The 22,500-nt window shown below is 64.0% G+C and carries 23 protein-coding genes; 4 read left to right on the top strand and 19 right to left on the bottom strand.

What is annotated here, in order from left to right; translation table 11 throughout:
• From ACEW8N_RS08715 to ACEW8N_RS08705, 3 genes are all read right to left on the bottom strand, one after another.
• The coding region (locus ACEW8N_RS08715) for a hypothetical protein (protein WP_373499423.1) at positions 1–1,121 on the bottom strand (1,121 nt) is incomplete at its 3' end.
• 55 nt (positions 1,122–1,176) lie between these two features.
• The gene (locus ACEW8N_RS08710; RefSeq protein ID WP_373499422.1) at positions 1,177–1,701 is read right to left on the bottom strand and encodes a response regulator; all 525 of its coding nucleotides are present in this window, start codon (positions 1,699–1,701) and stop codon (positions 1,177–1,179) included.
• 176 nt (positions 1,702–1,877) lie between these two features.
• On the bottom strand, positions 1,878–4,163 hold the full coding sequence (locus tag ACEW8N_RS08705; RefSeq protein WP_373499421.1) for a PAS domain-containing sensor histidine kinase: 2,286 nt from the start codon (positions 4,161–4,163) through the stop codon (positions 1,878–1,880).
• A gap of 255 nt (positions 4,164–4,418) precedes the next feature.
• Between ACEW8N_RS08705 and ACEW8N_RS08700 the strand changes: the two genes are divergently transcribed.
• From ACEW8N_RS08700 to ACEW8N_RS08690, 3 genes are all read left to right on the top strand, one after another.
• Positions 4,419–5,294, top strand: coding sequence for a LuxR C-terminal-related transcriptional regulator (locus tag ACEW8N_RS08700; RefSeq protein ID WP_373499420.1), 876 nt, complete (start codon positions 4,419–4,421; stop codon positions 5,292–5,294).
• Positions 5,295–5,532: 238 nt separating this feature from the next.
• Positions 5,533–6,693 (top strand): methyltransferase domain-containing protein, encoded by a 1,161-nt coding sequence (locus tag ACEW8N_RS08695; protein ID WP_373499419.1) that lies wholly within the window; start codon positions 5,533–5,535, stop codon positions 6,691–6,693.
• 184 nt (positions 6,694–6,877) lie between these two features.
• On the top strand, positions 6,878–7,273 hold the full coding sequence (locus ACEW8N_RS08690) for a pyridoxamine 5'-phosphate oxidase family protein (RefSeq protein WP_373499418.1): 396 nt from the start codon (positions 6,878–6,880) through the stop codon (positions 7,271–7,273).
• Positions 7,274–7,352: 79 nt separating this feature from the next.
• Here the strand turns inward: ACEW8N_RS08690 and ACEW8N_RS08685 are convergent, their stop codons facing one another.
• From ACEW8N_RS08685 to ACEW8N_RS08675, 3 genes are all read right to left on the bottom strand, one after another.
• Positions 7,353–7,604 carry a GlsB/YeaQ/YmgE family stress response membrane protein gene (locus tag ACEW8N_RS08685; protein WP_373499417.1) on the bottom strand — a complete coding sequence of 84 codons (252 nt, stop codon included), beginning with the start codon at positions 7,602–7,604 and terminating at the stop codon, positions 7,353–7,355.
• A 91-nt stretch (positions 7,605–7,695) separates the two neighbouring features.
• Entirely contained in the window at positions 7,696–8,490 is a 795-nt protein-coding gene (locus ACEW8N_RS08680; protein WP_373499416.1) for a lysophospholipid acyltransferase family protein, read from the bottom strand.
• A 55-nt stretch (positions 8,491–8,545) separates the two neighbouring features.
• Positions 8,546–9,082 (bottom strand): ferritin-like domain-containing protein, encoded by a 537-nt coding sequence (locus ACEW8N_RS08675; protein WP_373499415.1) that lies wholly within the window; start codon positions 9,080–9,082, stop codon positions 8,546–8,548.
• Between the two features lie 271 nt (positions 9,083–9,353).
• Between ACEW8N_RS08675 and ACEW8N_RS08670 the strand changes: the two genes are divergently transcribed.
• Positions 9,354–10,922 (top strand): carbamoyltransferase C-terminal domain-containing protein, encoded by a 1,569-nt coding sequence (locus tag ACEW8N_RS08670; RefSeq protein ID WP_373499414.1) that lies wholly within the window; start codon positions 9,354–9,356, stop codon positions 10,920–10,922.
• 173 nt (positions 10,923–11,095) lie between these two features.
• On the opposite strand, the gene ACEW8N_RS08665 is transcribed toward ACEW8N_RS08670, so the two are convergent.
• From ACEW8N_RS08665 to ACEW8N_RS08605, 13 genes are all read right to left on the bottom strand, one after another.
• Positions 11,096–11,857, bottom strand: a complete 762-nt coding sequence (locus ACEW8N_RS08665) for a 2Fe-2S iron-sulfur cluster-binding protein (protein ID WP_373499413.1) — start codon at positions 11,855–11,857, stop codon at positions 11,096–11,098.
• Between the two features lie 20 nt (positions 11,858–11,877).
• On the bottom strand, positions 11,878–12,090 hold the full coding sequence (locus ACEW8N_RS08660; RefSeq protein WP_373499412.1) for a hypothetical protein: 213 nt from the start codon (positions 12,088–12,090) through the stop codon (positions 11,878–11,880).
• Positions 12,091–12,127: 37 nt separating this feature from the next.
• The gene (locus ACEW8N_RS08655; RefSeq protein ID WP_373499411.1) at positions 12,128–14,284 is read right to left on the bottom strand and encodes an NAD(P)-binding protein; all 2,157 of its coding nucleotides are present in this window, start codon (positions 14,282–14,284) and stop codon (positions 12,128–12,130) included.
• A 53-nt stretch (positions 14,285–14,337) separates the two neighbouring features.
• On the bottom strand, positions 14,338–14,853 hold the full coding sequence (locus ACEW8N_RS08650) for a 4Fe-4S dicluster domain-containing protein (protein ID WP_373499410.1): 516 nt from the start codon (positions 14,851–14,853) through the stop codon (positions 14,338–14,340).
• 18 nt (positions 14,854–14,871) lie between these two features.
• Entirely contained in the window at positions 14,872–16,956 is a 2,085-nt protein-coding gene (locus tag ACEW8N_RS08645) for a molybdopterin-dependent oxidoreductase (RefSeq protein ID WP_373499409.1), read from the bottom strand.
• A gap of 204 nt (positions 16,957–17,160) precedes the next feature.
• Complete coding sequence (locus tag ACEW8N_RS08640; RefSeq protein ID WP_373499408.1) at positions 17,161–17,442, bottom strand: hypothetical protein; 282 nt, start codon at positions 17,440–17,442, stop codon at positions 17,161–17,163.
• Between the two features lie 229 nt (positions 17,443–17,671).
• Positions 17,672–18,892: an SLC13 family permease gene (locus ACEW8N_RS08635; protein WP_373499407.1), complete on the bottom strand. Its 1,221-nt coding sequence runs from the start codon at positions 18,890–18,892 to the stop codon at positions 17,672–17,674.
• 7 nt (positions 18,893–18,899) lie between these two features.
• The gene (gene mscL, locus ACEW8N_RS08630; protein ID WP_373499406.1) at positions 18,900–19,355 is read right to left on the bottom strand and encodes a large conductance mechanosensitive channel protein MscL; all 456 of its coding nucleotides are present in this window, start codon (positions 19,353–19,355) and stop codon (positions 18,900–18,902) included.
• A gap of 42 nt (positions 19,356–19,397) precedes the next feature.
• A complete protein-coding gene (locus tag ACEW8N_RS08625; RefSeq protein WP_373499405.1) occupies positions 19,398–20,186 on the bottom strand; it encodes an inositol monophosphatase family protein in 789 nt (262 codons plus the stop codon).
• A 6-nt stretch (positions 20,187–20,192) separates the two neighbouring features.
• Positions 20,193–20,489, bottom strand: a complete 297-nt coding sequence (locus ACEW8N_RS08620; RefSeq protein ID WP_373499404.1) for a hypothetical protein — start codon at positions 20,487–20,489, stop codon at positions 20,193–20,195.
• A gap of 26 nt (positions 20,490–20,515) precedes the next feature.
• Positions 20,516–21,115: a nitroreductase family protein gene (locus tag ACEW8N_RS08615; protein ID WP_373499403.1), complete on the bottom strand. Its 600-nt coding sequence runs from the start codon at positions 21,113–21,115 to the stop codon at positions 20,516–20,518.
• Positions 21,112–21,219 carry a 30S ribosomal protein THX gene (locus ACEW8N_RS08610; RefSeq protein WP_373499402.1) on the bottom strand — a complete coding sequence of 36 codons (108 nt, stop codon included), beginning with the start codon at positions 21,217–21,219 and terminating at the stop codon, positions 21,112–21,114. Before ACEW8N_RS08610 ends, ACEW8N_RS08615 begins: the two co-directional genes overlap by 4 nt.
• Before the next feature lie 74 nt (positions 21,220–21,293).
• Positions 21,294–22,100 (bottom strand): hypothetical protein, encoded by an 807-nt coding sequence (locus tag ACEW8N_RS08605; protein WP_373499401.1) that lies wholly within the window; start codon positions 22,098–22,100, stop codon positions 21,294–21,296.
• Positions 22,101–22,500 lie beyond the last annotated feature (400 nt).

Here is a 22,500-nt window from a genome sequence, read left to right as displayed (position 1 = left end):
CCCCGCCCCGCGGGGGGCGCCGGAAGGGACGGCGCCGGGTCTTCCCCGGACAGCAGCAGCTTGGGCCCCTGCCGCCCCGAGGCTTCCCCCGGGGGGATCATCGATGCGATCCTGACGGTTTTCGCCTCGGATGCGGCGGACCCGACCGGGCCGCCGGGGCAGGCGTCGCAGATGTAGGCGAAGGACACCGGGGGAATGACGAAATCGCCCGGCGCATGGAAGGTGAGCCTGCCGCGGATGCGGATGGGGCCGGCTCCGGCGTCGTAGGCATCGACGGCGGCGTCGAACAGCTCGCCGGAGATGCCCGCGGGCGCGATCCGGAAGGCGGCGAGGGCGGCGGAATCGATGCGCACCCCGGAGGCGGTGCGGACGGTCAGGACAAAGGGGATTTCGTCGCCGATGCGGCCGCCGCCGACGGCCGTGTCGAGGGTGACCGAGCAGAGGGGTTCCAGCGCCACGAGCCGGGGCACGGCCCAGCGGACGCGAACGTCTTCGGCGAGCAGGGTGACCGCCTCGAAAAAGGGCCGCCTGAAGACATCGACCCGGAACGCCCCGCCGCCGTCACCGGGGACGGCGGCGGCGTCGACCTGGGCCAGGATCTGCGATTTCAGACCCGGATCCAGGCCGGTTTTCCACTCCAGATCGAAGCGGTCGAGAAAGGCGTGGGGTTTCCCGCCGAGGTCGATGGCCGGATGGGTGAACCGGACGTCGTCCCGCAGGGCGATCGCCGCGGCGAGGGCGCGGAGCTCCTCCGGGGTCGTGCCCGATGCGAGGGTGAAAAAACAGGCGTTCGGCGCCCGCTCGCGATCGATGAGGCGGCCGGTGATCCGGTCGCTTCCGGCCGCGATATCGTCCGCAGCGGCGAGAAGCGCCTTCTCGTCCATCCTGTCTTCCGGACGATTTTCCGGATGATCTTCCGGATGTTTTCCGGGGCTGTCCCCCGGGGCGCTGGGGGGCGGCTGGAACACGACGGTGAGCCAACCCAAGTCGATCCCCGGGATGACCTTCTGCATGTCCCGGTCGTAGAACCAGACGGCGTCCGGGGAAAACGGCCGCGGAAAGGCCTTGCCTGCGGCGGCCGGCGGCGGCCGGAAGCATGCCCAGGCAATCAGCAGGAGCATGGGCAGGACGATCGGATTCCGCCGGCATCGGCACACTGTCGGGCGGGCGGGCCGGTCAGATGATCTTGTCCACGTCATCTTTGGAAACCACGTTCCGGCGGTCAAATTCCCGCCAGAAGGCCTCGTCTTTCTTCCGCCAGCCCGGCTTGAATTTCCGGTCGAAAAAGGGCTTCAGGCGCGCGAACCAGCGGTGGCTTTCCTTCCGGCCCGCGGCTTTGGCCTCGATGATGTCCACAACGAAGGAGGCGATGTCCACCAGCTGGTTCTTGGGCACATAGGCATAGGCGCCGGAGGCGATGGACCGCACCAGGTTGTCGGGGCTTAAGGCGTGGGCCGTCAGCATGAGGGCGGGGATCCCCTTTTCCGCGGCGATCCTGAGCAGATCGTATCCCCGGACCCCCATGATATCGAGAATGGCGGCGTCATAAGTCTCCCGCTCCAAAAATCGCTTTCCGCCCTCGAAATCAGCCGCCGTATCGATCACGCACATATCGAGGAGTTCCTCCAGGGTCTCCAGGATGTCCGGCTCGTCGTCGACGATGAGAATCTTCCTGCCTTTCAGTTTTTGGGTCTCGTTCATGGGACGCCTCTCCTGGGTTATGGGCGATAGGCTAAGGGTTATGGGCGATAGGCGATAGGGTATGGGCTGCGATGTTCTTCTCCATCAACCCGCTTTACACCCTTACCCGCAAAATCCGTCCACCGTCAATCGCTTTCATTGCTCTCTCCTATCGCCCCTCGCCCCTCGCCTATCGCCTATCGCCTATCGCCTATCGCCGGAAACCACAGAAAAAAGACCGTCCCGCCGGAGGCGAGGCAGTCCGCGCGGTCGGCGCAGAACGCGCAGCCGCCGATCCGGCCGGGGCAGACGTCCTCCTCCCGGGGGATGAAGCGGCAGCGCTCGGAGTGCATCCCCAGGGTGAACCCGCAGCGCTCGGAAAAGATCTTCATCCGCAGGAGGTCGGCGCCCTTGCCGCCGGCGTTGAAGTCGAAGGGCCGTCTGGACGCGTAGGCCTGGGAACTCTGGGTGTGGACAAACCCCTCGAAGATCCGCTCCTGGAGCCACGCCGGCACCCCCACGCCGGAATCGCGGATTTCGATCCTTGCCCCGCCTCCCTCGGGCCGCGTCCCGATCTCGATGCGGCCCTCGTCCGGGGTGTTCTCCACGGCGTTCCGGATCAGGCCGTCGATGGTCTTGATGAAGACCTCGGGGGGGATGAAGATCTCCGGCACCGGCGCGAAATCGCGGACGACCTCGATGGCGCGGTGGGCGAAAAAAGGGGCAAGGATATCGATCCGCTCGTTGATGACGCGGACCGGCGACAGAACCTCCGAACCGCTCCGGCGGGGGCCGTAGAAAGCCTCGATGCGCGCCCGGACGGCCGACGCAACGCGCTCCCCGGCCTCCTTTTCCAGGAGGGTCTCGATCAGGTCGAGGCTCTGCTCGAGGATCACCGAAACGACCGCCGCGTGCTCCCGGGACCCCTGCATGATGTCTTCGACCTCCTCCTGGATCCGGATCATCCGGTCGAGGTTCCGGGCGACCCGGGTGAAGGTGGGCCGCCACCCTTCGCCCGGCATGGCGGAGAGCTTCCGCTCCAGGATGGCGAGGGACCCGGCCATCACGGACAGGGGGGTCTTCAGCTCATGGGAGAGGTGGGTCACGGCCTTGTCCCGGGCCCGGTTGAGGCTGATCACCTCCTGGTAGGCCTTGCGGATCTCGTCGGAAAAGCGGGCGTTCTCGATGGACAGGGCCACGGTCCCGGCAAGCATGGCGAGCAGCTCCATGTGGGCCGGGGTAAACCGCCCCGACTTGATGTTGAGGGCGCCCAGGACCCCGATGATCCGCTCGCCGCTCCGGAGGGGAACCAGGAGGAAATTCTTCGTGTGATAGCCGAACCGGCGGTCCCGTTCGGGATAATCCATGGCATTCCGGGTGGTGTCGTTGACGATGAGGGGCTCCCCGGTCCGGATCACCCGCCCGGCGGTGAGTTCGTCCACTCGAAACCGGATCTCCTTGGCCCGGCGCTCCCGCTCGGCATCGTCGTAGGCCGCCCCCAGAAAATAGAGTTCCTGCTTTTCCTCGTCGAGGAGGATCACCAGTGCCCCTTCCGTGTCCAGCATCTGCTTGATCTCGCGGCTGATGAAATCGAGGAGCCCCTCCAGGTCGGGATACTCGGGAAGGGACCGGCTGACCCGGAGAATCATCTCCTTCCGCCGTTCCTCCGCGATCTCCAGGGTGATGTCGCGCATGATCTCCAGGGTGCCCGATGGGTCGCCCTGGAACTCCGCGTAGATCGAGGCGGTGATGGCGACGGTCTTGAGGTCTCCGTCCCGGGCCGCGCGCCGGGTCACGTAGCGCTGGAGCACCTTTTCGGTCTTGAGGCGGCGGAGGTTTTCCGCGGACTCCCCTTCGAGGGTCTCGGGGATGTAGGGGTTTTTCTGCCCCTGGATCTCGCCCAGGGTCCATCCGAACATCTGGGTGAAGGCGGGGTTCACATAGGCGACCCGCCCTTCCAGGTCGCTCACGGCGACGGGATAGGGAATGAAATCGATGAAGGCGCGGTACCGCCTGCGCGAATCGGCCATGAGGGTCTCCGCGCGCTTCCGCAGGCTGATGTCCTGGAGGGTCTCGATGGCGGCGACGATCCCGCCGCGGCCGTCCGTGATGGGCGCGGCCGTGAAAAAGAGCCAGCGGCCCCCGCCGCCGATGGCAGGAAAATAGTCCTCCGCCTCATAGGCCCCCTCGATCACGGCCGAAGGGCGGAATTTGTCGCCGTAAAGCGCCCGGATCTCGGCCTCCCCGGCCCGGTCGAGCAGGAGGTCGGCCATGACCGGCCGGGGCGACGGATAAAAGGCCCGCCACTGCTCCCGGGTCCCGATGAGATCGGCCGACCGGAGGCCCGTCAGCCGCTCCAGGGCATGGTTGTAATGGATGATGCGATGGTCGGCGTCCAGGACGAAGGTGGGAATGGGGCTCCCCGCGACGATCTGGGCCGGATCGATCTCACATCTCTCCTGCTGCGGCGGACTCCTCACCATGATCCTCCTCCCGTTGACGCGTTGAATTGTCCTGATATCTACCGCCGCCCGGCGGATTTTTCAACGGCAAAATCGCCGGCCGGGCCATTCCCGCCCCCGGACCGCCCGTCGGGCCCCCGCGCGCCGCCGGCAGACGGTGTCGGCCAGGCGTCGGGACCCCGGACATGAGGCTTGATTCCTTTCCGGGAATCGTCTATTCTGGGGAATATCGGCACGTATCCCACTGAATCAACCGCAGCGCGGAGGCACCTCTTCATGACCCCCTCATCCATGACGTTTTCAGACGTTCTTGCCCGGACGGTCCTGGATTCCCTGTCGGCCCACATCAGCATCATCGACCAGAAGGGCATCATCCTTGAAACCAATCAGGCCTGGCGCGACTACGCCCGCAGAAATCGGCTGGAAGGGGATGCGGATTCCGTCGGCACGAACTATCTCGCAATATGCGAGAGCGCCTCGGGCGAGGAGGCGGAAAACGGCGCTCAGGTGGCCCGGGGCCTCCGCATGGTCATCTCCGGCGAGGCCCGGGAATTCCTCTACGACTACCCCTGCCACTCCCCCGAAGGGAGGCACTGGTACTACATGCGCGCCATCCGGATGGTCTACGACGGCCCGGTCCTGGTCGTCATCAGCCACGAGGACATCACCGACCTGAAGCTCACCGAGGAGGCGCTCAAGGAGGGGGAGGCGGCCCTGAAGGAGCAGGCCATCAGCCTCGAGGAGACCAACATCGCCCTCAAGGTGCTGCTGAAGCAGCGGGAGGCCGACCGGCAGGAACTGGAGCAGAAGGTGCTCGGCAACATGAAGGAGCTGGTCTTCCCTTATGTCGCCAAGCTGAAAAAGGCCGGCCTGAAGGCGACGGAACGCACCTTCGTGGAGATCATCGACACCCACCTGAAGGACATCATCTCGCCTTTTCTCCAGCGCATGTCCGCGGCGAACATCTTCCTCACGCCCCAGGAGATCCAGGTGGCGTCGCTGGTTAAAGACGGCAAATCCAGCAAGGAGATCGCCGACATTCTCAACATCGCGGAGACCACCGTCCATTTCCACCGGAGAAACCTCAGGACCAAGTTCGGCCTGGACAACCGGAAAACCAACCTGAGGAGCTATCTGCTCTCCCTCTCCTGATCCGGCATGACGCGACGAAGCACCCGCCGGGGCGGCCCGCATCGGGACCCCGGCTGCGAACGCCGGAGACCCCCTTTAATGAGGGGAATTCCCCCTGATTTGCCTCATGCATGTCTCCCATTGAGTCCAGCCGTTCCCGCGCTATTTTCTTACCATGTTTTCGGGTAAATCTCAAACCCAACCTCTTACCCTGAAAGGCCATGCCATGAATTTGATAACCAGAGAAGCTGTAGCGGACTTGAAATTTTCCCTGAAGTGGGAAAGCGAAAAGGCGCGCCATACGGAGGAATACAATGCCCCCCAGTTCAACCTGTGGCGGGACATTCTGCCTGACGAAATGATGAACGGATTGATGGGGGGATCGGCGGGCGAATCCCTGGAGGTGGAGGTGACCGACCGCATCCCCTCCTTTCGGCCGGGCGAGGTGCTGACCTTCCAGCGCTCCCGCCTGAGCGACAGGGCGCCCGGCAATCCCAGGGCGGGGCGGTTCTATCCCAAGGGCCTCCTGCACGGCATCACCGGGGTCTTCCCCCAGAACGTCGAACCCTTTCGATGCGTCACCGTCGAAAACGGGCACATCCAGGCGGACCTGAACCATCCCCTGTCGCGGAGGACGGCCCGGCTGTCGGCGACGGTGATGGGGGTGGCGGACAAAAAAATCGAACGCGGCGGGACCGTGACCGACTGGGTGGAGACCATCAGCCAGGGGCCCGGGATGCAGGCGAGATGGCTGGGCAACCCCACCGATTTTTTTTCGGACGAGCCCTTTCTCCGGGAGGACGAAGCGCCCGACGAAAGGTTCTACGACGCACCCCGATTCGTCCAGCACATCGACGCGGCCGCGGTCGATGTGATCCAATCCCTGTACGGCGGCCTCCTCCAGGACGGGATGCACGTGCTCGATCTCATGAGCAGTTGGACCTCCCACATCCCTGACGGACGATCCCTCGGCAGGCTTTCGGGGCTTGGAATGAACCTGGCGGAGCTGGAGGGAAACGCGCTGCTCTCGGACCGGGTGGTCCACGACCTGAACGCAAATCCGACCCTGCCCTACCCCACCGGCGCCTTTGACGCCGTGTTGTGCACCGTCTCCGTGGAGTACCTGAACCGGCCCCTTGCGGTCTTCGAGGAGATGGGAAGGGTGCTGAAACCCGGGGGCCTTGCCGTGATGACCTTCTCCAACCGGTGGTTCCCGCCGAAGGCGATCCGGATCTGGAAAGAGCTTCACGAGTTCGAGCGGATGGGCCTGGTGCTGGAGTATTTCGAGCGGTCGGGAAAATTTCATGGGCTGGAAACCTATTCCATGCGGGGCATCCCCCGTCCCCGGGACGACAGGTATTTCCCCCAGATGCGTTTCTCCGATCCGGTGTATGCGGTGTGGGGACGAAGCACGACCTGAAGCGCGCCCGGGGAGGCCGGGGCTGCAGCAAGACCGGATTCCGGACGGTTTTGAAAAAATTCGGGATCAAGGCTTGCGGGGCCCCGGGCAGGATGCGTATTATGCTTATGATGCAGCGGATAGAGGCGCAGGCAGCGCGGATTACGAACGTATTAGGGAACCGTAAAAGAAAGGCTGGGCAAAAATGACATTAAAAGCGTATTTTGAAGAGAAAAAAGGTTTTGGCGTCTTATCCACCGCAGACGGCGAAGGCAGGGTGAACGCGGCCGTCTATTCCAGGCCCCACGTCCTGGGCGACGGCACGGTGGCCTTCATCATGTGGGATCGCCTGACCCACAGCAACCTCCAGTCCAACCCCCATGCCGTCTTCCTGTTCCGCGAGGAAGGCCCCGGGTACAAGGGAAAGCGCATCTACCTGACCAGGACCCGCGAGGAGCAAGAGTCGGAGTTGCTCCATACCCTGCGCCGCAAGAGCCCCTCCCCGGAAAAGGATGCCAGGGAAACCAAATTCCTGGTCTTCTTCGAGGTCGGAAAGGAGATCCCGCTGATCGGCCCGGGCGAAGACTGTCCGGCCGAATGAAGCCCGGCGTGCCGCGTCCGCCTTCCGGGGTGCCCATGGCACCCCCGGGCGGCGCGGCCCGATTGAATTCCCCGCCGGGCTACCGGTTTTTCATCTTCCGGTGGACCGCCAGCAGCAGGACGGCCCCGCCGACCGCGATCGCCGTGCTCTTGAGGGTAAACCCCGAGACGCTGCCGAACCCCAGAAACGAGCTGATGAACCCTCCGACAAAGGCGCCCGCAATGCCGATGAGGATGGTGACGATCATGCCCCCGGGATCCTTTCCGGGCATGAGCAGTTTGGCGACAACCCCGGCGATCAACCCCATGACGATCCATGAAAAAATTCCCATCCGATACCCTCCTTTGTCTTGCTGATGACGGTTTGGGACAGCTGCAGCCTGGATCCAGACCCACCGGCCGTTTCCGATGACGGACCCGGCTTCACGCCTTCGCATTCTCGGCCCGCCATTTCTCCAGCCTGCCGCCGATGAACCGGATGACGGCCTGGTGCGCATCGCTCCCCCGGCCCCCCGCCCACAGGGGCTCCCCGAAAGAGAACCGGGCCTTTTTCGAGGGATCGATTCTGCCGAAATCCTTGAGATGTTTGCCGTTCCCCCAGGCGTCGGTCATGAGCGCGAGGGGGATGACGGGGACCCCGGCCCGCTGCGCCAGCTTGACGCCGATGGAGTTGAACTGCGAAGGATCGAAACGACGGGTCCGGGTCGTCTGGGGGAAGACGATGACGGAGATCCCCTGTTCCAGACGGGCCGTTCCCTCCGCCAGAACGGTCTTGAGGTCCCGGCGGGCGTGGGTCCGCGTGACGGCGATGGGATCGCGCGACCGCAGGACGTGATGGAAGAAAGGATACTCCAGCAGGCTCGACTTCACGACGAAGGTAACGGGCCGGACGGGGCTGACGATGCCCGGGAGGATGCTGGTCTCCATGACGCTCATGTGGTTTCCGATGATCACGAAGGGCGACCGGGCGGCCTTCAGGTGCTCGACCCCGGTGATCTCGAAAGCCACCCCGACCCGCTCCAGCGCCCTCAGGGTGTCGATGCTGCTCCGCGCCCAGTCCCTGTCCCCGTAAAGCCCCCGCCTGGCCTTGAGGGAGGCCAGAAACACGATGAGGCAGAAGCTGCCATAGAACGAAAGATCCGGAAAGGCGGCATCGAAGGCCGCCGGTTCGCGGGTCGCCGTCCGATACGGCGCTTTCAGATGGAGAAATGGTTTCATGAAAAATCTGGTTTGCCCTGTTCGGGTTCCAAAACCTCGGGCCGGGGGCCGATTGTTATGCCGCGCCGCCGACGGCGAATCCCTTGGGGGTCAGGCCGGTCGAGGACGGGGTTCCGGCGATCTGGGCCAGGTAGATGTCCCCCAGCTTCTGGATGTGTTCGTTGACGTTGTCGAAATAGTTGTAGTGGATCTGCTCTTCGTCGATGATGGTCTCAAAGAGCTTCACGCTGATGCTGTCCCCGTTGTCCCGGCAGGTCAGGAGGAACTGGTTGTAGACGTCGATGGTGTCGTCCTCGAGTTCGGAATCGAAGGAGAAGATCGTCTGGACCGGCTGGCCCTTCTCCACCTTGCCCTCGTAGCTCGTCGCGGGCTCGCCCCCCAGTTCCTTGACGCGCTCCGCGAAGGCCTCTGCATGGCGCATCTCGTCGATGGCGATCAGCTTGACCTTTCCGGCCAGCTCGCCGTAGTCCCTGTCGTCCAGGTTGTAGTGCTGGTTCATGTACTGGTGGATGGCGTGCAGCTCCATGGCGCGCGCCTTGTTGAGCACCTCGATCGCTTTCTTCCGGCGGTCTTCTCGGGTCTTCTGGGGCATGGGGGTCTCCTTTGCGTGTCGGGTGAGAAAGAGTTGCAGACCTTCTGCCTGCGCTTGATTCGTTTATCACCACCGGAGCCGTTTATCAATCATCCGAAGCAGGTAATGACATGCAGCGATATCCTCTCGGCAACGAGCCCTGCAGATTGGTTAACGTTTCTCCCTTTTGAAAAAGGAGGCCGCCCGCGGGAAATTGAATTGACATGAACAGGGCCTTTTTCTACAGTACCCCGTTTGCCGCGGCTGACCTTACATTGACGCTGGAGCCGATATGAGGATTCTTTCGCTCTACTACGGACACGACGCCAACCTCACCCTGCTGGAAGGGGGCGAGATGGTGGCTCTTCTGGAAAAGGAACGGCTGACCCGCATCAAGCACGACCAGGGCCCGATGGATCTCGAGCCCATTTTGGAGCAATACGGCTGGGGGCCCGACAGCGTCGATCTGGTCGTCATCAACCCCTACCTGAGGCCCGCCCGCAACGGCCAGCCGTTTGCGTGGGAGCTCGAGGGGGAGCGCTACGACCACCGGCCCGACTACAAGCAGGACGGCTGGGCGGGCCCGCCGGAAGGGCGCATGAGCCGCCACCGGATCCGGCTTTTCGGCCGCTGGGTCGAGGGCTATGCGGTGGACCACCACCTGGCGCATGCCGCCGGGGCGCTCTTCACCTCGCCCTTTGAGGCGGCCGGTATCCTAACTGCGGACGGCAGCGGGGACCTGCGGGCCTGCGCCCTGGCCTGGGGCAGCGGCCACCGCATCCACGAGATCGAGTACGGCTGGGGATACGAGAACAAGAAGATGCAGTTGAACATCGGGGCGGTGTGGGCCTCGCTGGGCGAATACAATTTCGGGATGAAGCGGCTGGAGGGGGCAGGGAAACTGATGGGGCTGGCCAGCTACGGCGCTCCGCAGGAGGAGATGGCCGCGGCGCTGCGGGAGCAGATGCTCTACTACCCCTATGCCCCCTTCCAGACCTTCCGCTTCGGAAGGGGGGAGGAGCTCGGTCTGGACCCCCGGGACCGCTTCGCCCAGGACGTGTGCGCCTCCCTGCAGCGGTTGACCACCGATCTTTTCCTGGAGGCTGCGGCGCGGCTGAAGGCCCGGTTCCCGGTCGACCGGGCCGTCCTGACCGGGGGGTGCGCCATGAACTGCGTCGCCAACACCGCTGTTCACCGCAGCGGGCTTTTTGCCGACACCTGGGTCCAGGCCCAGCCCCACGACGGCGGTTTGAGCCTCGGTCAGGCCCTCTTCGTCTGGCACCACGTGCTGGGGAACCGCAGGACGCCGAAGCCCCTCACCCCCTACCTTGGGACCGATGCCGGCCCCATCGACGGCAACCTCATACCGGGCATCGTCCGCTTGCTGGAGGCGGGCCGGAGCGTGGGGTTATGCTACGGCAAGGCGGAATCGGGCCCTCGCGCCCTGGGGCATCGCAGCATCCTGCTCGACCCGCGCATCCCCGACGGCAAGGAGCGCCTGAACCGGGAGGTGAAGCAGCGCGAGTGGTACCGCCCCTACGCCCCGATGGTGCTGGGCGAGCTCGGGGTGCCGAGCAAGTTCATGTCCTACGTGGTTGCCTCCGACGCCGCCGAAGTCCCGGCCGTGACCCACGTGGACGGCACCACCCGGCCCCAGATCATCGGACCGGGCGACGACCCCTTTATCCTGCGGCTGCTCAAAACCTGGCGCGACAAGACCGGCTGCCGCCTGATCCTCAACACCTCCTTCAACTGCCAGGAGCCGCTGGTCAACACCGTGGAGCAGGCCCGCGCCACGTGGAAGCGCACGGGGCTCGACGTCCTGGTGACCCCCCGTGGGATCGAGACGAAAAACGGGTAATATTTCTGAATCCGACCCATCCCGATCACCTAAAGCTGTTTTAAAGCGCTGGATTAGGCCTGAGGGCAAGGCGTAGCGCAGGTTGGAAGCGGAGCGCACACGCCAGTACGTGAGCATTCCGGCCTGCGGTACAACGCAGCCATCAGGTCTCAGACGGCGTTTTTAAACAGCTTTTAGTAGCGGCGGGTGAGAGTTGCGGATACCCTTCCGGAATGCCGTTTGGCGCACTCGGGGCACCAGCGGTGGTGCTCCTTGGTGTCCGGGTGGTGGTCCACGGCGCGCTCGTGGGCGACGTCTAAAAACCGCGGGGTGGCGAAGCGCTTGCCGCAGCCCTCGCAGGTGGCGAGCGGGTGCCTGCCGATCACCTCGTCGCGGATCGAAATGACGCGGACGTTCTCGTCGTCGCTCACGTGGATGACCTGGGTGGGGCAGATGTTGGCGCAGGTGCCGCAGCCCACGCAGCGGCCTTCCACCGGGACAATGGTTTGCTGCCGGTTGCGGAGTTCGAATTTGAGGGCACCCGCGCCGACGATTTCCCGGCACACGCGCAGACACAGGCCGCAGCGGATGCAGCCGTCGGGCGGCGGGTCGATGGGCAGCTGGAATTCCGCCGCCAACTGGAGCAGGCGCGGGCTCTGGGGCGCGAGCGTCAACAGGTTCTTCACCGCTTTGATACGGGCGGCCTGAACCGCAACGCTCTCGGACTGAACCGTCATCCCGTCAACGCACTTGGTCAGGCAGGCGCGCTTGACCTCGGGCGTGCCTCCCGGCAGGGTCACCTCCACCACGCACAGCCGGCAGGTTCCGCTGGGGCGGCTGAGCGCGGCGTGAAAGCATATCGTGGGCAGCTTGACGCCGCGGGCATGCAGCAGATCCAAAAGGTTCCCGCCTTCGGTGGTTTCCACCTCCTGACCGTTGACACAAATCGTGATCATGGCATCACCTCTTTCGGCCCTCAGGCGCCCAGCAGCCGCAGGCAGTCCTGAGGGAACCGGTGGGTGCCCTTGCCCTCGATGCTGACCTCGATCAGGGCATCCGGGTCGTTTTTGGTGGTGTCCGGGTCGGTGATGATGCCGTGGAGCCCCACATACCGGTCCATGTGCTCGCCCCAGCTCTCATCCTCCGACTTCCGGAAAATTTCCACTTTCTGGCCTCGGTGAAACGCCATGACAGCTCTCCTTTTTCAGCCGACGTGCGGCACGGGTTCAGAGGGGACTGTGCTCCGTGTGCACCCGTGCCGTCTGCCGGCGGGCGCATGCCTGGCAGAGCCTGCGTTCGTTGGCGACCGGGCTGACGCCCTGGGTGCGTTTTTGCAGGAACTCCAGATAGCGCTGCGGGCCGAGAACAGCGCCGCAGACCTCGCAATGCTCGAGTTTCTGCCGGTTCAGGATGGTGCCGCAGTAGGACAAGAGGCGCTCATCCCCGCGGTCGACGATGCGGATGGCATGGTTCGGACAGTTGGCGGCACAGGCACCGCACAGGATACAGCGCTCCGCGGTCACGCGAAAGTCGGTGGCCCCGGGCGCGTCGAAATCGAGGAAGCCGAACGCCAGGGCGTCGATGCCCATCATGTCCCGGCAGACCTCTACGCATTTGCCGCAGCGCAGGCAGATGTCGCAGCGCAGGCAGCGCCGGGCCTCCTCCCGCGCGACGTTTTCGGTGTAGCCCAGTTCCACCTGCTGAAAGGTGGTGCGGCGGCGCTCGAGGTTGAGCAGCGGCATCTCCGGGCGGCGCAGGGTCATCTTGGTGCTGGCCGGGACCTCGAGCCATTCCACCCGGCGGCGGCGCACCGGCACCGGCGGCATCTTCGGCTGGGGGATTCCGGAGAGAAAGCGGTCGATGGCCTCGGCGGCACGCTTGCCCGCGCCGATGGCCTCCACCACGGTGGCCGGTCCGGTGACGGCATCCCCGCCGGCAAAGACCCCGGGGATCGAGGTCTCCATGCTGACGGTGTTGGCCTGGATGGTCTGGCGCCGCGTCCAGGCGAGCCCCTTCAGGTCGCTCAGGCACTCCAGGTCGATGCGCTGCCCGATGGCCGAGACGACCGTGTCGGCCTCGATGAGAAAATCGCTGCCCTCCACCGGCACCGGGAAGAGCCGCTCGCTGGCGTCTTTTTTCACCAGCGTGGCGCGGATGCACTCCAGCCCGGTGAGCCGGCCGTCTTTGCCGACGACGGCCTTGGGGATGGTCAGGAAGGACATGTGAATGCCTTCGTCCTCGGCCTGCTCCACCTCTTCAATGTCGGCCGGCATCTCCGCCCGCGTCCGGCGATAGGCGATGGTCACCTCCTCGGAGCCCAGCCGCAGGCAGGTCCGGGCCGCATCGATGGCCACGTTGCCGCCGCCGACCACAACCGCGTGCTTTCCCGGGATGCGGCGGTCGCCCAACGCCACGCGGCGCAGCAGGTCCACGGCCTCGACGACCTGGGGGAAGGCCGCTTCGCCCGGGATGTTGAGCTTAAAAGAGTGGTGGGCCCCGATGGCAATAAAGACCGCATCGAACCCCTCCGCCTTGAGGCTTGCGAGGGTGGTGTCCTTGCCGTAGCGGGTGTTGAAGCGAAACTCGACCCCCAGCTCCTCCAGCATGGCCACCTCGCGGTCGATCACCTCGCGCGGCAGCCGGTAGCGCGGGATGCCGAGCATCATCATTCCGCCCGCCACCGGCAGAGCTTCGAAGACGGTGACCGCGTATCCTTTCAACGCCAGGTAGTACGCCGCCGTCATCCCGCCGGGGCCGGCGCCGACCACGGCCACCCGCCGCCCCTTGTCGGGCGCCTTGGACGGGTTGCGGTACTGGCGGTCGGAGAGGGCCCGCTCGGCCGCAAACGCTTTGAGAAACTTGATCGAGATCGGCTTGTCCACACGGCCGCGCACGCACATGTACTCGCAGGGACGTGTGCAGACCAGCCCGCACACCCAGGGAAAGGGGTTGTCCCGGCGGATGACCTCGATGGCCTCGGCGTCGCGGCCCTGGCCGACGAGGTTCACGTAGGTGGGCACATCGATGCCGGCCGGGCAGGCCATGTGGCAGGGGGCGGGTACCAGGCGCACGCAGTCGCCCGTGGCGCAGTTGTGCGTGTCGATGTGGCTCTGGAACACCTCGCGGTGCTCGCCCAGGGCGTCCTGAACCGATTTGGCCGCGGCCATGGCGCCGGGTGCGGCCGTGTCGTAGGCAAGCTCATCCGCCAGGGAGGCAATGGCCCCCAAATGGTCGCTCCCGGCCCGCCCCCAGGCGACATCCGCGAGCAGATCCAGGATCTCCTCGGCGATCCGCCGGCTGCGGGGATTGGGAAGCCCTCCGGACTCGATGGTTTCCCCGAGCCCGGCAATAGTTTGATGGACAGGGCATTGGGCCTCTGGCATCGGCCTTTTTCCTTTTTAAAATTCCGCGGACCTCGGTAGACGTCTGCGGATTTTTAGCCGATCTGGTGCTCCAGGCTGGCGATCACCTTGGCGTGGCGCTCGCGACGGATCTGGGTCATCGCCTCCACCTTGCCGAAATGCAGGCAGTGGGTGGTGCAAATGGTGACGCAGGCCGGCTTGAGCCCCGCATCAATTCGGTCCTTGCAGTAGTCGCACTTGACCACTTTGCCCGTTTCGGGGTTCCACTGCGGAGCGCCCCAGGGGCAGGCGCTGATACAGGTCTTGCATCCCACGCACAGGCTCTGCTCGACGTAGACGATCCCGTCCTCGGGCCGCTTGCGCATGGCTCCGGTGGGGCAGGCCGCCACGCACCAGGGGTTCTCGCAGTGGTAGCAGGGCATGAACACGTAGGCCGCTTTCGGCAGGCCGTTCAGCATCTGCGGCGCCACATGGATGACCTGGCAGGGCTTGGGGCCGACCGGCAGGCTCTTGTTGGTCTTGCAGATGACTTCGCAGGAGTGGCATCCGATGCAGTTCTTGGTGTCTTGGAACAGGTAATACTGGCTCATCTAAATCCTCCCAGAGAGTTAAACCGGTTTGACGGTGACGATGGTCTCGTGCAGGGCCGGGCTTCCGCCGATCGTATCCGAGATGTTCTCCTGCAGCAGGGCATCGGAAACACCCTTGTTGAAGGAGCGGGAGGCCAGGCCGGACTCGTGGCCGAAGCCGTGCAGCATGAATGCCGCCTCCGGGTGGATGAGCTCGGTGACAAAAACCTTGATCGCCCCCGAGCCCTGTTTGGAGGCGACCGTCACCCGCCCGCCGTCCTTGATGCCCAGGGCTGCGGCGCGCTTGGAGTGAATCCACAGCGTGTTTTCCGAGAGCAGCTCGTTCAGGTAGGGGTTGTTCTGGGTCGACACGTGGGTGTGCAGGGCGTTGCGGCCCGTCACCAGGCGGAATTCGCTGTCTTTGAGCGCCGGCATGGGTTCGTAGGGCGGAAAGGAGGCGAAGCCCGCGTTCTCGAGCAGGGAGGACGTGAACTCGATTTTCTTCGAGGGGGTCTTGATTTTCAGCCCCTCCGTGCGGTCCCACAGAATCTGCTTGTCCGTGTAGGCGACGAAGCCCGACTGGTCGAAATCCTCCAGGCTGAAACCGGTGCCCTCGAGCTGCCAGCGCACGAGGTCTTCCATGTCTTTGTAGGGGAAGAACTTGCCGATTCCGATGCGTTCCCCGATCTCCTTCAGGATCATGGCGCCCTCGCGGGTGTCGTAGCGCGGCGGAACCGCCTGGCGGCGCAGGAACATCTGCGGTTTCTGGCCGTTGGCCTGCTGCAGGCAGTCGGTGCGTTCCAGATAGGTGGATTCCGGCAGGACCACATCCGAGTACCAGGCGATGTCGCTGTGGTTGACATCGATGGTGACGATCAGGTCCAACGTGTCCAGGGCTTTTTGGGTCAGGGTGGTGTCCGGGATCGATCCGAGCGGCTCGAAGCGATACACGAACAGGGCCTTGATGGGATAAGGGTCCTCGTTCAGGATGGCGTGCGGCAGGATTTGGGGCACGCCGTGGTCGGGGTCCGGCAGGGGGAAGTCCTTGGTGCCGACCTTGTCGAAGCGAGGAACCTTAATTTCCGGGAACGTCTGCTCGGTCAGTTTGCGGGCCGGTTTCTTGCCGACTTCGCCGGGCCCCTTTTTGAAAAAGATCCCACCTTTGGCTTCGACACTGCCCATGAGCGCATTGAGGATCAGGATCGATCGGCGCATGTAGATTTCATTGGTGTGGCTGGCGCCGCGGTAGCCATAATGGAAAATCACCGCCGGCTTGTCCCGGCTGATCTCGCGCGCGAAGGCAACGATCTCGCCGGCCGGGATGCCGGTTTCCTTTTCGGCCCACTCCGGCGTGTAGGGCTGGACGAAATCCTGCAGCTCGTTCAGGCCGAGCACCCATTTTTCAACATACCCGGCGTCGTAGAGGCGCTCTTTGAGAATCACGTGGATCAGGGCGTAGTTGAGGGCGAGGTCGGTGCCGGGCCGGATCATCCAGTAGCGGTTGGCTTTGGTGGCGGTGATGGAGACGCGCGGGTCGATGTAGGTCATCTTGGCCCCGGCGTTCATCGCCTCGATGAGGCTGTTCACCTCTTTCACGGCGATCGCCTCGAACAGGTTGCGGCCATAGAGCACGATGTGTCGGGTGTTTTTGTAGTCGATGCCGATCTGGGCATCGGTGTAACCGAACAGCGAGCGGCAGGCCGTGTTGACCGACCCCTTGCAGAGGGCGTCGTGGGTGAAGTGGTTGGGCGATCCGATGGCTTTTAAGAAAGTCTTGCTGACGTGGGTGGCCAGCTGGGTGCGCTCCCCCAGCACTACGCTGTGACCGCCGTATTTTTTGATGATCCCGCTGAGCTTTTCGGCGATATAGTCGAACGCCTCGTTCCAGGACGCTTTGCGCCATTGCCCTGCGCCGCGTGCTCCCACGCGGATCATGGGCGCCTGGACGCGTTGGGAGTCGTAGAGCAGGGAGATGCCGGCGGAGCCGCGGGGGCAGAGGCTGCCCTCGATGCCGGCGACCTTGGGGTTGCCCTCGATGAAGGTCACTTGGCCGTCTTTTACGGTGACCTTAATTGGGCAGCGCACAGAGCACATGAAACACAGACTGTAGACCGATTTTTCCATCGTTCTAGTTAACCTCCGGAGGATCTGGTAGATAGCGGCGCCACCGTGTGCCTGCTGAAAAGCAGGATGAATCCCTACCCTAAATTACACCGTATTGCAATAGATAGGAAAAGTTCCTGATGATGATTTGAGTCCGGAAATATAAAAAAATCCCGGCTGAAGCCGGGATTTCGTGGATCGATCGTAGATCAAAACAGCGACGGGTCAGGTCAGGTCGGTGCCGCCTTTCCACAGGCAGCTGTCCTCCGGGCAGAAGACATTGAGCCACAGCCCCTTGTCGGCTTTACCCGTAACCCCGGCCGCCTGCAGGGTGATTTTCCCGTCCTTGCCGATGCAGGACTCGTCCGGGCAATGGACTTCGAGCCAGACGCCCGGTTTTCCGCCCGATTCGGCGGCCTTTTTTTTGTCGGCGGGCACTTCACTGCTGCTCAGCACCCTGGCGTCCGGGAAAAAGAACGTGAAACGATTTTTATCGTGGTGGGTCATGATGTGCCTCCATGTTCTGGGGTTTGCAACGCAGGCGCAACGAACATGCGCCGCCTATTGTATTGACTACTGTCGTATCCTTGCCTTGCCCGGGAGCGGAGGGGAAAATCCAGGAGCAAAAGGGTTGCTCTCGGTCGACAGCCGTCCGAGGAATGCCAAAAAATTAAACCATTACAGGGTAATGTCAACGTGAGGCCACCGGCAACGGCGCTGGGCTTTCCGAATGTCATCAGAGATAAATCCACAGGCCCAGCACTGCCAGGGAGAAAAGGGTCACCGGAATCCCGACCCGGGCATGTTCGCGGAAGGAGATCTCGACCCCGAAGATGGAGGCCTGTTCGATCACAATCAGGTTGGCGATGCTGCCGATGGTTATCAGGTTGCCGGCGAAGGTGCTGGAGGCGGCCAGGGCATACCACTGTTCGGGGGCGGCCGGGTCCAGCGATCCGAGCAGGAGCATGACGGCGGGAACGTTGCTCACCAGGTTGCTCAGGACGACGGAGACCACGGACAGGATGCCGAGGTCGTGGAGGTCGATGCCCGCCCTCCTTAAAAACGCCAGTGCGATGGGCGGGGCGCCGACGGCCTCGAGGCTGCCGATGATGACGAAGAGGGAGCAGAAAAGGGTGATCAGGTGCCAGTCCACCAAATGCAGGATCTCACGGGATTTGAGCCTGCGGCTGCAGAGCAGGGCGCCGGCCACGGCAATGGCGCTCAACTCGCGCGGGATCGACGTGAAAAAAAGCCCCAGCATCAGGCCGACTCCGGCGAGGCCCTTGAGGCTCTGCCAGCGGTCAAAGGAGGGCAGCGACTGGACGATCGGCATCGGGTCCGGGGCTTTTTCCTGGCGGCCGAACTCCTTTCGAAACAACCAGCACAGCAGCAGGAAGCTCCCCGCCAGGGCGAGGAGGGCCGGCGGCCCGCACCATAGAATAAACCGGCCGAACTCCAGCCGGCCGACTTGGCCGATCAGCATGTTCTGAGGGTTGCCGATGATCGTGGCGGTGGAGCCGATGTTGCTGGAGACGGCCAACCCGAGAAGGAATGGCAGTGGGTTCAGCCGCGAGGCGTGCAGCGACAGGATCAGCACCGGGGTGAAGGCCAGGCAGACGATGTCGTTGGCCAGCACTGCGGATAGAACGGCGCTGGCGGCCATGCTGACCAGAAGAAAAAAACGCGGGCGCACCAGCAGGTGGGAGATGCGAAAGGCGGTATACGTGTAGAAGCCGCCCAGCCGGAGCTGGGCGGATACGACCATCAGCGCATAAAGCAGGATGATGGTGGAAAGATCGACATGGCCGACCGCCTGTGGGAGCGTGACGGCGCCGGCCACGATCATGGCGATGGCGCCCAGCAGGGCGATGCCGGTGCGGTCGAGGGCTAGCCCGGGGAAATGCCCGAGCGCCACCCCGAGATAGGCCACCAGGAAGATGGCGACGGTCGGCAGCATGCCGGCATCAGGCTTTGCCCGTTTTCAGTAGGTCGCGGATTTCGGCCAGCAGCACCTGGTCCGTGGTCGGCGGCGGCGGGGGCGCGGCCGCGGCCTCTTCCTTTTTGGAGCGCATCACCCAGCCCAGGAACTTCACGATGAAGATGAACAGGGCCAGGGCGACCAGCAGGAAGTTGACGATTTCGCCGATGAACAAACCGAAGGGGAGCTCCTTGCCGTTGTAGGCCAGTTTCCAGGCCAGGTATCCCTGCTCGCCGGGCATGATGAAGCTGATGAGGGGCATGATGATGTGCTTGACCAGCGAGTCGACGATTCGGCCGAAGGCCGCGCCGATGATGACACCGATCGCCAGGTCGATCACGTTGCCCTTAAAAGCGAATGCCTTGAACTCCTCCAACAACGAAAACGACTTTTTGGCCGGGTCCACGGCTGCGACGTTTGCTATATCTTTTTCCATTGCCATATGCCTCTCCTTTTTGGCGGTTGTTGTCTGCGGTTGTGGCGTCTATGCGGTTGTGGGGCCGCGGAGAAGCTCCAGCACCTCCGGCAGAAGCCGAACCGAAGTGCTCAAGGCCTCGTTGCCGTAAATGGTTTCGTTGCCCGACCAGTCGCCGAAGTACCCACCCGCCTCGCGCAGGATCACCGGGAACGGGCCGCAGTCGTGGGCGTTCATGATCGGGTCGAGCATGAGCTCGAGCCGCCCGGTGGCCACCAGGGCGTGGCCGTAGGCGTCCGACCAGCCGACGCTGTGCCAGGCGGCCGCGATGATGCGCTCCCATGCCTTTTCGCGCCCGGCCGCTTTGAAGTTGGCGGCGTTGGTGAAGGAGACGATGCTGCGGCCGATGGACTCGACCGGGCTGACCCGGCAGCGCCGCCCGTTCAGCCGGCAGCCCAACCCCTCGGCGGCATAGACCATTTCGCCAAGGGCCGGGAAATAGGCGACGCCGGCCACGATGCGTTCCTCGATCTCCAGGCCGAGCAGCACGCCGTAAAGCGGCACCCCGCGGATGAAGGCCTTGGTGCCGTCGATGGGGTCGATCCACCAGCAGGGGGCACCATCGGTCCCTTCGGAGCGGCCGAACTCCTCGCCGACGATGCGATGGCCCGGGAACCGTTTCTCGACCCGGAGCCGGATCAGTTCCTCCGCTTTGCGGTCGGCCTCCGTGACGGGTGTGTCATCGCCCTTCATATCCGGTTTGAGATCGGTCTGGAAATGACCGAGGGTGAGGCGCCCGGCTTCGTAGGCGGTCTCGACGGCGAATTCCAGATAATCGTGCAACGCGGCTGAAGCCATGGCCGGCTATGTCTCCGATGTGCTCCGATCCATGGGGCTGCCCAGATGGGCCAGCATCCGCTCCCGCCACAGATCCTGGTGGACGATGCAGACATCCTCCCGATCGTCGCGGGTGGCCACCACGGTGCCGAACTCTTTGGGTTCCACAACGGCACAGGCTTGGCCCGTCCAGTTGGCGAAGTCGGGCTTGACCGCTATGAACCGTTCCATAACGGCTTTGTCAACCGCCATGAAACAGCCCCGTTCGGGCAAATAGACCGTGTCCGCGTTTTTCCGCTGATGGTGGACGAAGTAGGCGATCATGTTCGTTTTCTCCTTTGAGCGGAGGCCTATGGCGGGGTCACTACCGGAAAGACAGGGGTGGCCACCTCCGCGTGAGGCTTGCGGCTGTTGGGGCTCTCCATGGCACGCAGGTCGTCCGGCAGCCCGGAATCCTCGGTTTTGCGACCCACGGCGATGGCGGCCATTACCAGGAACTCCTCCGGGGAGACCCCCAACACCTCGTAGGCTTTTTGCAGGTTGAAACCGGCCATGGCGTGGGCGTAAAGCCCCAGTTTGCGGGCCTGCAGCGCCAGCGCCATCCAGGCCGCACCCGCGTCGTAGGGTGCGTGGCGGTTTTCCTTGCCGGTTTTCTGGAAATGGCGCCGGGCCAGGATGAACATCAAGAGCGGCGCATGGCCGGCCCAGGTCTGGTTTTTGGCGGCCAGGCAGGCGGCCAGTTTTTGGCGTTGCTCCGGTGCGGTGGCGTAGACGAACAGCCAGGGCTGCTCGTTGTAACAGGACGGGGCCCAGCGGGCTGCCTCGAAGAGGGTCCGGACCTCGCGGTTCGAGAGCGGGTCCGACGCCAACGCCCGCGGCGACCAGCGGTCGGTGAACATGCTGTCGATGTCCCAATCGGGGGACCGCGGGTTTAACGGCTTGGCGTTCATGCACCTTTCTTTTCTTCGGTCGTCTTTTTCTTTTTGGGCCGCGCGTTTCCGTTGGTCCCCCGCCAGATTTTTCCCCGCTTGGAACGATGATCCCCTTTTCCCATGAAGGCTCCTCCTTGCTCCGGTTGACGGTTGATGTGGTGTGCAGGCAGCCTATAGCACAGACTGACGCCTAAACTCAATGGCCGGTATCGGCGGCCGCCGATGCCAGAGCGCGCAGCACGCGATCGATCCTGGTTTCGATCAGGGTCTCGGCGGCGATCAGCTCGCGGCGCGATGCAAACGATGATCCCAGCTCGCGCAGAATACGATCGTGGACGGAGGGTTGGGCATTGATCCGCCCGTAATCGATGGGCGCGCGCGGATAGAGGCCGTCGTTAAAGAAGTAGTTGGCCGGGCCTTTCCAGTCCTGGCCGCGGTGCGGCCAGGACAGTTTCAGTCCGAAGAGCTCCGCCAGCGCGTCGCGGGCGGGCCGGCGTTCGGCGACCTCGGCCGGTGCCAGCGGCCGGCCCAGCCGGGTTTCGATCCCCGCGAAGATGGCGGCCAGCAGTTGCTCCTCGGTGATCACGAGCCCGTAGAGGTACCAGTCGGCGCAGACTGTTTTGACGATGGTTTTGTGGCCGGAGGGCAGGTTGCGGGTGGAGGGGCAGAAGTAGTCGCGGCAGGCCAGTCCGCCGTAGAAGCTCAGCCCCCGGTAGTCGATCCCCTCGTTACCGTCGGCCAGAGGGTGGAGCAGGCAGCCGGGGCGCAGGCGGCGAGGGCCGAGAAAGCCTAAAAACGGGCACGCGTAGAAATCGATGTACGGCCGTTCGCCGTGCTCGCGGCGCTCCATGCGGATCCGGAAATCGTCGATTGCGTCCGCGCTGCGCAGGACCCCGGCGAACTGCTCGGTGCGGGTGGCGAGAAGGCACCGGAGCTGCTCCCGCGAGGCGCCGGCGCAGTTGTAGAGGCCGCAGCAGGCGCCGCAGGAGACGGCGTCGTTCACCTGGCAGAGGTAGACCCCGCCGGGAACCCGGGGGTCGGGGGGGCTGAGGTGGCTGGGGGCGAGGGGGTTCATAAAGACCAACAGGGTTCGGGTTCAGGGTTCGGGGTTGAAAAAAACCCAGAAGGGCTGGTATCGAAGCTTGCGTTATCCTCAAGACGTCGATAGGTTTCCAATCCGCGCTCCTGAACCCTTGAACTCTTTCCGACCTATTTCTTTAATCAGCTTTCTTCAATCAGCTCTCTCCCGTCGCTTCCACTCATACAGCGCCACCGCCGTCGCGGCGGCGGCATTGAGCGATTCCACCTCGGGCCGGATGGGGATGCGCACGGCCCGCCGGCGCCAGAGCGCGGGCAGCCCCGGGCCTTCCAGGCCGGCCAGCAAACCAAAAGATCGGAAGAGC

Source organism: Desulfococcus sp. (assembly GCF_041737845.1).
Taxonomy (GTDB): domain Bacteria; phylum Desulfobacterota; class Desulfobacteria; order Desulfobacterales; family Desulfococcaceae; genus Desulfococcus.
The sequence above is the reverse complement of the archived record's forward strand: the minus strand, read 5'-3'. Positions and strand labels throughout refer to the sequence as shown.